Genomic DNA, 12,403 nt, shown 5'->3' with positions numbered 1-12,403 from the left:
TTAATTATCCCAAGTAGGATCGTAACTGATTAATGAGTTAGAGGCATTGCCCAAACCTATATAGATATAATTATCCAAGACATACATGCAATGTACAGACCTGTTAGCCGCTGGTAACTGGGATTTCTGGCTCCAGTTCTGAGAGTCCGGATCATAGCGCCAAATATAACCGTCCCCGTCTACGCCATATACGTAATTACCATAAGCGATAGCACATAAAAGCATCCTTCCGGGGAACGAAGCCTCCTTTTCCCAAGCTACAGCGTTCTTGTCTGTAGACCAAAACTGTGTCGTATATTCCAAAGAAGGATCCGCTTTATTAATAATCCCCAGTCCGGCATATATACGGTCACCAATTACAACGGATATTCCGCCGTATTGTTTAATCGGGAAATTAGATTTCTTGCTCCAAACGAAAGCGCTCGGTTCATAAGTCCAGACTTCATCGATTAGTTCGTTACCTCTACGTCCACCTATGAGGAACGCTTGATCTTCCATTCTGCAACATGCCGCCCGATACATACCTTTAGGCCGTTGCTGGTCTGTTTGTACGGCGCTCCAAGAATTATCGGATGTGGAGTATACATATAAACTGTCACATATCTTTCCCGTGTTATCCAAACCACCAAAAGTCCATAGGCCAAATCCGATGCTGAAACATGCTTGGCCCGATAATTTCTCAGGCTGAGACCTTAAGGGCAACCATTCTTTCTTAGAGGTCATATATCCCCAAAACTCATCGGTGTATTCCCTACCCGTGTCACCGCCTAACAAGAATCCCGTGCTATTAGCCAAGGTACAGAAAGAGGTAGATCCCGGTATCCGGAAAGCTCCCTCAAACCTTGCCCCTGCTCCAAATATATCCGGAGTTTGGAAGCGAACTTCCTCTCCGTAAGCGATACCATTCTTATTTTTAGCGTAAGCTCTTAAATAATAGCTCGTGCCTCCTCTCAATTCCTTTATCGTACCCGTAAACGCTTGTGTACCGGAAGAAAGAGCTACCGCTCCTTCACAATTACCAAAGGCCGGACTAGGACTAGTTCCCCAACATACACCGGCCTCTGTAACCGGTGAGGCTCCTTCGGCTAAGACCTCTCCTCCTACCCATGCGGTACCGTTTTTAATAGTAGACACCTCCTTCGTATTGACTGTAGGCAACTCACTTTCCAGAATCGTATGGATACCTTCGCCTACGCTATAGGTAGTACCTAAAGCGTTTGTCGCATAAGCACGTACGTAATACCCTTTCTGCTGTTGCATATCATAGATTTTCCCGGCAAATTCTCCGATACCCGCTCCGCAAATAATCGTATCCCCATTTTCTATTGTCGGTGATTTATCAGTACTAAAGCAGAAACCACATGCCGTGATCGGAGAATCTCCCTCGCTTATTATTTCCATGGAGAACTCCGCATAGGTAAACTCTGTCGCTATTTTCTTGAATTTGTTATCATCTAATACAGGACGACCATTCGTGGTCTTAAAGGTCTCGACTTTCGCCCCGTTATACTCACCATATTTACTTTTTGCGTAAGCTCTAACGTAATAGGTAGTTTCCGGTTTTAAATCGGAGATCGTACAATAGAACGAATCGGCTTCCATGTCTATACGAATCGTAGAGTCGGATGCTGAAGGCTCCGGATTCAGCATTAAGTAAATACCCCTTTCCTCGATTTCGGCTTCCCCTTGTTTGGTTATCATACCTCCGCATTGAACGGAAGTAGACATCACGTTGACTGGCAATAAGGTCTTAACGCTTCCTAATCCATCTTTCGTCTTAAAAGGTAAAATCTCTCCATAAGCGGTATCTACCGCATTGATCGCATAGGCCCGGATATAGTAATCCAGATCATTGGTTAAGCCCTCGATCGTAGCCTCATATTTTACCTTACGCTTGGATACGGCTTTTTTATTTTTCTCTATCACAGTAAAGGTAGATTCCGTGCTCCAACAAAAACCGGCCTCTGTCACGGGAGCGCCGTTTTCTTGCAGGACCTCCCCCGATACTGTCACGGAACTAGCCGTGGACTTCAATATCTCGTCTGTCTTAACAGACGGTTTTTTAGCGTTTCGAATGCCACCATCTATATCCGGATCATTCACGCATCCGGCCATTAATAAAGCCGCAAATAGAATAGAGAAGAGTGAGTATATATGTTTCATAAATAATCAATATTAAAAGAATACACCTAAGCCAGCGTTTAGATCCAAGTACTTAAAATTAACCGTATTGCATCCAACGCTAATAAATACAGAGTTCGTTATTTTCATCATCAAGTCAACCTCGGCAGCGACCCCTTTGTATGAGGAATCAATATTCCGGCACCATACCTCTCGTGTACTATCGTAGTTTTCATAGGAATGGGTCGTGAACGAATGTAGTAAAGCTCTTTCACCATATCCCAAACCAACGGAGGCATATAACCACGGAAAGCATTTTACGATTAAACCGGCCGTTCCGGCTATACTATTTGTCTTCGAGGATTTACCTGTATTAAGCTCATAAGATTCCCCTTCCGAATTAGAGAACTTAATAATCTGCCCTTGGTTATTACATTCGTCCGTATAATTCATAAAAGACATATTCGTCTTGAAACGGACATACCAACCGAAGCGTTGCCCCATACCTCCTACCGTGATTCCATAAGGAGATTCGATCGAATACGAGTATCCCGCAAAAAACTCCATTCGTTTCTTAGGGGATACCGCCGCGGAATCTATCGGTTGGGCCTCCGGTTCCGCCGGCTTTAACAACATCTCTTGGTATTCTTTCCAATAGGTTGCTAGCTCCTCACTTTTAGGGGTTCCGATACCTTCCGAATAATAAATGATTAATTTAGAGATGGCATCCGGATCATCTTCCGTAGCTTTGACTGTCAGGCAGTTTAAACATTTATTCATCAAGCTACGCATGGAAGGCCGCATTCGCTCGTTGGAAAGCCAAATCGTAGTCAGCTGATCAATACTGTATGCGTCGCATTGCGATACGCCTTCCTCGTACCACATTTTAGCGTCACTATAATCAAGACGTTTCATCGCTTCATCTCCCTTACGGTTGTATTCCGTACGCTGTTGCGCCAGCAGTCCGAGGGGAAATACCGCACATATCATCAATATCCAAAGTCTTTTCATATAATAGGTAAATACATGTTTAGTTGTTCATAATATTACAATCAATAATAAGTAAGGCCTTCGCTAATCAATGATCCGTCAGAATTATAAATATCAAACAAATTGTCTTCCCGTTCGAATGCCCGGCCGTTATCCGCGATACCGACACTTAGGTATTTGCAAGGAATACGTTCCTCGGCTTTCGAATCGATCGCCCCGTATCTGTTATTTGACTTCTTACGTACGATCTTATATCGTCCGAAAGCCATTTTCTCCTCATACAGGGCCTTTTTGTCCGCTATACGTTTCTCCTCGGTTTTCTCATCGCAAGCGATGATCAACCGGACTACCTCTTCCGTAAGTTTCGTATCCTTTGCCTCCGACAAATCTTTCTTAGCTCCCAAATAATCAGCTTTGGCCATTTTTTCCTTACCGGAGGCGATTAACGAGTTATATTTCTCATTCATCTCATTTTCCGATGGCTGATCCGGGAGAACATTCTCTTCTATCGTATGCTCTGTTTCCATAGGTCGTTTCTCTTCCACTTTAGGCTCTTGTTTCTCCGCTTCCTTTATCTCAGAGATAGGAGGTTCCGTATGTAAAACTGGGTGATCTGGCATTTCTACTTCTTTTGAGACATTGCTATCCGGCTCCACAGCTGAAGGTAAATCAATACTCTCGACAACCTCTTTTGTGGGCCTATTGCTATGCACTAAAAGAGCCGTAGCGGATCCTACAACGACAAATATAGCGATTCCGATAGGAATTATTTTCTTTCTGGAATTATTCTTTTCTGTTATTGGCTCCACGGCAGGTGGATTAGCCACATTGACAACAGTCTCTTCATCATCCGATCCTACTAATTTAGAATCTACAGGTGATGAATAAACCACCGTTGTTTCCTCATTCACAATCTCGGGAGATGGACTTGGGACAACCTGAACTTCCTTTTCCGCTTGAGAAAAATCCAAAGACGCCAACATCTCGCCCACCGTCTCAAAGCGATCCGCAGGAATGATTTGCATCGCTTTTATGATAACAGCCTCTGTTTTCGGGCTGATCGCCGCATTGATTTCAGAGGGGTTTCGCAAAGGACGTGCGGCACGTAGTATAGATTCTGTAGGGATTGTTCCCGTTAACAGATTATACATCGTGGCTCCCAAGGAATAAATATCCGGACGGGGCGAGAACACTTGTGTTCCTTCGTTATCGTATTGCTCTATGGATGCGAATCCTTTAGAAAGGGTTAACATCGTAGTGCTGGTCTCTTCCTGTTCGATATCGTAACGTTTGCTGACTCCGAAATCGATCAAGCGGGCGTTCCCGTTCTTATCGATCAAGATATTGCTAGGCTTGATATCCAGATGCAAGATACTCTTATCATGAACGAATTGTAACGCCTCGCCAATTTGCCGTACATATTTAAGGACCGTAGCTTCGGGCAATATCCCGTTTTTCTCAAGCATATATTTTAGCGAGAAGCCGGAAATATACTCCATGGCAATATAAGCCGTATTGTTTTCCTCGAAAACCTCCAACACGTTTACGATATAGGGATGGTGAACTTCCGATAGGATCTTTGCCTCTTTGATCAGTTTTTCCTTGAACTTGTTAAATAAGACCTTTCCCGTCTCCGAATGTACTTTTACGGCTTGGGAACCGGGTTCTCTATAACAATAATCCTTGAAGAAATATTCCTTGACACAGATAGGGACCTCCGTCTTTACGGTGCCTAAAGATCCTTTAACCTCTGTATACCAAACTCCTCTGTAGGTTATGCCAAAACCACCTTGACCAACCACATGAGTAAGTCTGTATTTTCCGTTTTGAAGAAGATGTCCGTCTGGCAGATTCATAACCTTGAATAATTCCATTTAATCTGCCAAAAGTACGTTATTTATATAAAAGAATAAAGAAAAGAGAGAATATTTTGCTTAAAACCCATGCTATCTTCCACTTTTTGAATAGGTATGATATAAAAAGAAAAATTATCCCGAGTCTTGCCGTCACAGGCTTCCATGAGAGCGTCCTTTATTTCCGGAACAGATAAACGACCATTAAATATCTCTGCGATCTTTTCATTCTTCAGTCTTTCAAGAACCCCGTCCGTACAAAGAAAGAGGAAATCGTCGGGTTGAATATCGTTCAAGGTAATAATGTCCGCTTCTGTTGGAGTATGAGTGCCTTGTATAGCCCGGATAATCACATTCCGCTGGGGGTGGGTTAACGCTTCTTCCGGAGTGATCTTACCTAATTTAACCAATGAATTTACCAATGAATGATCTTCTGTTTGATATAAAATCTCCCCCTTCCTCAGATGATAGATCCGGCTATCTCCGATATGAGCCAATACGATTCCGGAAGAAGCGATATAGGCCATGGTGAGCGTAGTAGCCATACCCATCGCTTCCGGATGCTCTTGAACATAGGAGTCGAAACAGACTTCCGCATAATGTACGGCTTTATGGATAAACTCAGGCGTGGGATCATCCTTTAGGAACGTAGAAAAGAAAGTTTGTATGGACTCGCAAGCTAATGAGCTGGCTACCTCCCCTTTCTCGGCTCCACCCACACCATCGCAAACCATAAACAATTTTTGGTCAAGGGTCACTTGTTCGGGAAGCGGGTAAATGGAATCCTCGTTATTCGATCTGCCTCCTTTTTCCGTAATAGCACATGGCTTACCGATCGTTATAATCATAACAAATGAGTTTTATTCATTAAAACGTAAGACGGTGCGACCAATAATAATCTCGTCATTATCATTGAGCACGACCACCTCGCCATTCTCTAGGTAACTGTTATTATATAACGTATGGTTTTTACTATTATTGTCGGTAAGGAAATGTTTATATCCACCTTTTGAATCTTTTTTCACCTCAATGCAAATATGCTCGCGACTCATCGTGCGATCAGCCGTGATAATTGGCATCGTGGCTTGTGAGGCGTTCGACTTCCGGCCAATGACAACCTTCCCTTCGTGAAGAGGAAACGCTTGTTCAGGTGTATCGGCGTCTGGAAGAACCGTCAGTCTGCCGATTCCAGTCTTGACAGGTGTCACTAAAATCGTATCGGAATCGACTTCCTGATGATTACTTTTCTCGGATAATAAGGACAAAGGAATAGGCTCTTTGCATTTCGGACACTTAAAGGAGGTAATGCCGAGGGGAATCTTCCCCTCGTCTACCTTTAATCCTACATGGCAATGTGGACATTTAACTGCGATCATACGATAAACGAAATATCTGCGCCATCCATATCCGTAGAGTACAGATCCATCATATCTGTATCGGAAAGCATAACCGTATCGTCCGCCAATGTTATAAAGTCTGAATGATCGAAAGACTCGATGCTACTATCGTCTATAACAATGGCGTCGCCTAGGTCGACACCTCCTCCTTCCACGTCTATTATGACAGCATCCGCTGGCATGACGTCATTGCCGTCTAAAGTTACGAATGTATATTCCTCTTCTTGCATAACCTTTGTTCCTAATATATTAATATTCCGAAAACAAAAGTACAAAAAGCAATGGATTAATAAACTTGTTATTCTCTCTTATAATCAAACATTTGGGTTTCATGTACAAAAGAGGCTGTTTTACTATACGAAAAGAAAAGGCTCATTCTCTCACCCATTTGGCCTTACAGGAAGAAACTGGGCATTGCTTTCGGTTTTTCAATGATTCCCAAGGGATCTCACCTAAGAATGTCCCACATTTCGGACAAACATAGTCTATCTTAAATTGATTGGCGATATCCTGCAATTGCTGGGGAATCTTGGCCGACTGCTTGGCTCCTAGATAGATTCCTACCGTAGGGGCACAAATCGTTATCAGGAGGCTGATGCCGAATAGTTCCGGGCTACCTTTCCCTAAGAAGCCTATCACGACCCCCACTATTCCGGGCAAAGCAAATGGTAAGGATTGAAATAATCTGGTCTTAAACTGATTAGAGGATTGAATCTTAACTTTTGCTTGAATATAATCATCGTAGACTTTTTTCAATGCGGCAAATTCATCGCTATAATCATTATTGTATTTAAGCACCTCGGAAAGATTTAAGACATAGCTATCCCCCAAGCGAATATGATCCGTAGGAGTAACACGTTTCTTTACGATCTGGGCTCCATTCACGAACGTACCGTTAGTAGATCCCGTATCCTCCAATAATAAGTTGCCACCATCCTCACGTATCAGACGGGCATGATGGCGGCTTACATGAGGATCGTTTGCAATAAAATCATTGTCTTTTGCTTTTCCTATCTTTATAATCATAGTCTTATTCCTTTTCCTCTTCCTCTTGAGGCTTTCCCATCTCCTTCTCAAGATTATCTTTCAGCACTTTCAACGGATCCTTGGATATTACCAACTCTTTAGGCTTACCCTCTTCCGTCAATAATAATAAACGCTGCTTAGGGAGATTTATTTGTAAGATATGATTTTTATTTATGATATGACTTTTTCCGACACGCATTAATATCTTGTTACAACCAGCGACCTGCTTCTCTAAGATCTCTTCTATTTTTCCGATATTTATAGCGAAGGTAAATTGGATGCCATTTGACAACAATAGTTTCGTATAGTTCCTGTCTGCTTCAAAATAAAGGATCTGACCAATCTTAATGCGCAACAACTCATCCCTTGTTTTTATAATTAAATACCGCTCCATACGTAGAAATTGTTTTTTCGTTTCTCTTTCAAAAACAAATATACGGTATTTTCTTTATTTAATAGGTATCTTTTGGGGGAAAGATTGGTAAAGTGCACCAAAAACAAGAGCCTTTTCCCTGCTCAGAAGAGACACCGATACGCCCTCCCAGCCTTTCAATTATATTTTGGCAGATAGAAAGTCCAAGCCCTATGCCTTGCTTTTGGTTTCGTCCTTTATAAAAACGATCGAACACATGAAGTTTTATTTCCTCCGACATTCCTTCCCCCGTATCGGTCACGGACAAAAGAACCTCGTTCTCCATGGCTTGATATGACAAGATGATGCTACCTATAGAGGTGTACTTAATTGCGTTTGTTATAAAATTGCCAAGAACTTGTTTCAAACGGATACGGTCGGAGCGTAATAAAAAGGAATCCAAAGATTCCGGATAGGTCAAAGCTACCCCTCTCGGTACTTTGATCTGGAAAGATGCTACCGTTTCTACAATAAGTTGTCTTAGATCAAATTCCATGAAATCAAAGGTCATGGTACCAGACTCGAGCTTAGCCAGATCCAATACATCATTAACGATACCCAATAATAACTCATTATTGGTCTGAATAAGATTAATATACTCTTGTCTTAGCTCACCATCCTCTTCATCCCCTAAAAGAGAAGAGAATCCGACAATAGCGTTTAATGGCATGCGGATCTCATGGCTGATGTTTGCCAAAAAGGAGGATTTCAAACGCTCTGATTTCTCGGCCTTCAGCATTCGTTCTTCCATCGCTTTCAGTTCAGATATATCATAATTCATCAGTAATAGGATGGGGCTTGATTTCTCCAGACCCGCCTCCATTATATCCAGACGAACCCATTTCCATCCCTCGCCATCCCTGACCCGGACTTCCCCTTGATCATGATCAGTTTCTCCGTGGACAAGTCGGCTCAAGGAAGTTTTCAAGCATTCACGGTCTTCTGGCTTGACATTGGAATATATGCCTACTATCTGGCTCAATGGAGTTCCCGGAACTTCACCCATATTCAGATACCATTGTTCCATCGCCACTCCTTCCCCAGTAGACAAATCATACTTTGCGCAGCCGATCTTGGCACGATGACTTATCTGAGGAAAAAAAGGCTCGAACTCTATGCCTAATGTCGTTTTCATATATATCCGTTCTCATTATATTTATGCAAAAAGAGGGTTTAGCCATAAAAAACGAATGAATTAATCGTTCGTTTTAATTAGTCGTTTATATCGATTATTTTATAGGGAACATATAGGTTTAGTAAAATACCCCAAAAACCGCATCAAAATTATATTCTAAAGTCTTTTTGACTTTCATAAGTAAATGTTTTTTGCGATATTTGCAAACGACTAATTAAAACGAACGATTAAACTAGTCGTTTTGTTGCCTTCCCCTCCACTTCAATATCCTGATATATAAGATTATACCATATGACTATAAAAAAATAGAGGGTAGATTGATCACTCAGTCCACCCTCCTGTCTATCGTGTGCTTAAACTATTAAAAATCAACCCCTTGATTAGTCTTCTAGAGCCGCTTGCGCCGCCGCGATACGAGCGATGGGCACTCTAAAAGGTGAACATGATACGTAATTCAAGCCAACTTTATGGCAGAACTTAACGGAAGAAGGCTCACCACCATGCTCGCCGCAAATACCACATTTCAAATCCGGACGGATGGCACGACCTTTCTCAGTTGCCATACGAACCAGCTGTCCTACACCATTTTGGTCTAGTACTTGGAACGGATCGACCTTCAAAATCTTCTTCTCTAAGTAAACCGGTAAGAAGGAAGCGATATCGTCACGAGAGTAACCAAATGTCATCTGAGTCAAGTCATTCGTTCCGAATGAGAAGAATTCAGCGCTGGAAGCGATACGATCCGCTGTCAATGCCGCACGAGGAATCTCGATCATCGTACCTACCTTGAATTCGATACGATCGCCAACTTCCTTGAATAGCTCTTCGGCCGCGGTACGGATCACCTTCTCTTGTTCCTTGAATTCATATAAGATACCTGTTAATGGTACCATGATTTCCGGTTTAGCCTCAATACCTTCTTTCTTCAAATCCAAAGCGGCACCTAAAATGGCCCGAGTCTGCATTTCCGTAATTTCCGGATATGTATTACCTAGACGGCAACCACGGTGACCCAACATCGGGTTATGCTCGCAAAGAGATTCCACACGTTTTTGGATCTCCTTAACGGACACGCCCATAGTCTCAGCCATTTCCTCTTGACCTTTCAAATCGTGAGGAACGAACTCATGCAAAGGAGGATCGAGCAAACGAACGGTAACAGGACATCCGGCCATAGCCTTGAAGATACCCTTAAAGTCCTCTTTCTGATAAGGAAGGATCTTCGCCAACGCTTTCTTACGACCTTCAGCGTCCTCGGCCAAGATCATCTCACGCATAGCTTTGATCTTCTCACCCTCGAAGAACATATGCTCCGTACGGCAAAGGCCAATACCAACGGCACCGAAGCTACGAGCGATCGAAGCGTCGTGAGGCGTATCAGCGTTTGTACGAACTTGCAATTTTGTATATTTATCGGCTAAAGCCATTAACTCCTCGAAATCACCCGATAACTCAGCGGCTTTTGTCTCAACCTGCCCGACATAGACTTCTCCGGTCGTACCATTGATAGAGATATAATCACCTTCTTTCAAAGTCACGCCATCAACGTCTACAGTCTTATTCTTATAATCGATGTTCAAGGCACCAGCACCGGATACGCAGCACTTCCCCATACCACGAGCTACAACAGCGGCATGAGATGTCATACCTCCACGAGCGGTAAGGATACCTTCGGCGACAGCCATACCGGCCAAGTCTTCCGGAGAAGTCTCGATACGGACCATGACAACCTTTTTGCCATCGGCATGCCATTTAGCGGCATCATCAGCGAAGAATACGATCTGTCCGGTAGCGGCACCCGGTGAAGCCGGCAAACCTTTTACCCACACTTTCGCCAGTTTCTCGGCTTTTTTATCGAATACAGGGTGAAGCAACTCATCTAATTTATTCGGCTCGATACGGTTCAACGCTGTTTTCTCATCGATCATACCTTGATGCAATAAGTCGATAGCGATTTTCACCATAGCGGCACCGGTACGTTTACCGTTACGGGTTTGCAAGAACCAAAGTTTACCCTCTTGTACGGTAAATTCCATATCTTGCATATCCCGATAATGATCTTCCAATTTCTCTTGGATAGCGTCTAATTGCTTATAGATTTCCGGCATGGCTTCTTCCATGGACGGATATTTAGCGATACGTTCTTCTTCTGAGATTCCGGCACGTTCAGCCCAACGTTGTGAACCGATCTTCGTGATCTGTTGCGGGGTACGGATACCTGCTACAACATCCTCACCTTGAGCGTTAATCAAGTACTCGCCATTAAACAAGTCCTCACCATTACCCGCGTCACGAGAGAAACAAACGCCTGTAGCGGAAGTATCGCCCATATTACCGAATACCATGGCTTGTACGCTAACCGCCGTTCCCCACTCGTCTGGAATACCTTCCATCTTACGATACAGGATAGCACGCTCATTCATCCAGCTATTGAACACGGCACAGATAGCGCCCCACAATTGCTCATAAGCGCAAGTCGGGAAATCCTGTCCGGTCTGGGCCTTAACGGCTGCCTTAAATTTAGAGACCAATGTTTTCAAGTCTTCAACGTCAAGCTCGTTATCTAACTTAACGCCTTTCGCTTTCTTTACTTCCTCGATGATCGCCTCAAACGGATCGATATCCTCTTTGCTTGTCGGTTTCATGCCTAATACGACATCTCCGTACATTTGAACGAAACGACGATAGGAATCCCAAGCGAAACGAGCGTTGCCCGTCTTACGAGACAAGCCTTCCACTACCTCGTCGTTCAAGCCAAGGTTCAATATCGTATCCATCATACCCGGCATGGACGCACGGGCACCGGAGCGAACTGAAACTAACAGAGGATTGGCAACATCACCGAACTTAGAGTTCATTAACGTTTCGATATTAGCGATCGCCTTCTCAACATCCGCTTTCAGCAACTCTACGACTTTATCTTTGCCTAACTCGTAATACTCTATACAAACTTCTGTTGTAATCGTGAATCCCGGAGGAACCGGTACACCAATCAGATTCATCTCGGCAAGGTTAGCGCCTTTACCACCCAGCAGATTTCTCATATCTGCCTTACCTTCGGCTTTTCCATTTCCGAACGTGTAAACTCTTTTTCTTTCCATATTCGACAGTATTGAATTTAGATTCTAGTTTTGTTGATTTCAACTGTTATATTGCTATCTCAACTTTGCAATGCTGCAAATATATGCTATTTCTACTTTGCAAGCACGAATAGCGTTAAAGATTTTTACATGTTTTACAACTATTCTTTACCATTTATATCCAGCAAATGCTTACATTTGCGTGCGGAAGTTTGTTGACGCTTCCATTTCCCATCGGATTTCCCGCCTATCTCTTTGCCCCTTACATAATTATATGATCTTTTTCTTTTATTTGTGTCTATTTATTTCCAATTGTCTTATGCTGATATAGGTAGACACATTCAATAACAATAAAATGTGTAATTATTATGCGCAAAAAACATGAGCAT

General features: G+C 43.0%; 10 protein-coding genes. All 10 read right to left on the bottom strand.

The window, feature by feature from the left end; genetic code table 11:
• On the bottom strand, positions 1 to 2,163 hold the full coding sequence (locus tag ACESPU_RS00050; protein ID WP_373133057.1) for a Kelch repeat-containing protein: 2,163 nt from the start codon (positions 2,161 to 2,163) through the stop codon (positions 1 to 3).
• Between the two features lie 12 nt (positions 2,164 to 2,175).
• Positions 2,176 to 3,132 carry a hypothetical protein gene (locus ACESPU_RS00045; RefSeq protein WP_036629346.1) on the bottom strand — a complete coding sequence of 319 codons (957 nt, stop codon included), beginning with the start codon at positions 3,130 to 3,132 and terminating at the stop codon, positions 2,176 to 2,178.
• A gap of 41 nt (positions 3,133 to 3,173) precedes the next feature.
• On the bottom strand, positions 3,174 to 4,967 hold the full coding sequence (locus tag ACESPU_RS00040; RefSeq protein ID WP_158593847.1) for a serine/threonine-protein kinase: 1,794 nt from the start codon (positions 4,965 to 4,967) through the stop codon (positions 3,174 to 3,176).
• 41 nt (positions 4,968 to 5,008) lie between these two features.
• Positions 5,009 to 5,812, bottom strand: a complete 804-nt coding sequence (locus ACESPU_RS00035) for a PP2C family serine/threonine-protein phosphatase (protein ID WP_005862361.1) — start codon at positions 5,810 to 5,812, stop codon at positions 5,009 to 5,011.
• Positions 5,813 to 5,824: 12 nt separating this feature from the next.
• On the bottom strand, positions 5,825 to 6,340 hold the full coding sequence (locus tag ACESPU_RS00030; protein WP_008772194.1) for an FHA domain-containing protein: 516 nt from the start codon (positions 6,338 to 6,340) through the stop codon (positions 5,825 to 5,827).
• Entirely contained in the window at positions 6,337 to 6,591 is a 255-nt protein-coding gene (locus ACESPU_RS00025; RefSeq protein ID WP_005857054.1) for a hypothetical protein, read from the bottom strand. The genes ACESPU_RS00030 and ACESPU_RS00025 overlap by 4 nt, the downstream gene beginning before the upstream one ends.
• 142 nt (positions 6,592 to 6,733) lie before the next feature.
• Entirely contained in the window at positions 6,734 to 7,387 is a 654-nt protein-coding gene (locus ACESPU_RS00020; protein WP_005857056.1) for an FHA domain-containing protein, read from the bottom strand.
• A gap of 4 nt (positions 7,388 to 7,391) precedes the next feature.
• Entirely contained in the window at positions 7,392 to 7,781 is a 390-nt protein-coding gene (locus tag ACESPU_RS00015) for a LytTR family DNA-binding domain-containing protein (RefSeq protein ID WP_005857058.1), read from the bottom strand.
• A 58-nt stretch (positions 7,782 to 7,839) separates the two neighbouring features.
• Complete coding sequence (locus tag ACESPU_RS00010) at positions 7,840 to 8,934, bottom strand: HAMP domain-containing sensor histidine kinase (protein ID WP_005862364.1); 1,095 nt, start codon at positions 8,932 to 8,934, stop codon at positions 7,840 to 7,842.
• A gap of 380 nt (positions 8,935 to 9,314) precedes the next feature.
• On the bottom strand, positions 9,315 to 12,035 hold the full coding sequence (ppdK, locus tag ACESPU_RS00005) for a pyruvate, phosphate dikinase (protein WP_008772196.1): 2,721 nt from the start codon (positions 12,033 to 12,035) through the stop codon (positions 9,315 to 9,317).
• Positions 12,036 to 12,403: the final 368 nt, after the last annotated feature.

The sequence above is a fragment of the Parabacteroides sp. 20_3 genome, from assembly GCF_964238835.1.
Taxonomy (GTDB): Bacteria; Bacteroidota; Bacteroidia; order Bacteroidales; family Tannerellaceae; genus Parabacteroides; species Parabacteroides distasonis.
The sequence above is the reverse complement of the archived record's forward strand: the minus strand, read 5'-3'. Positions and strand labels throughout refer to the sequence as shown.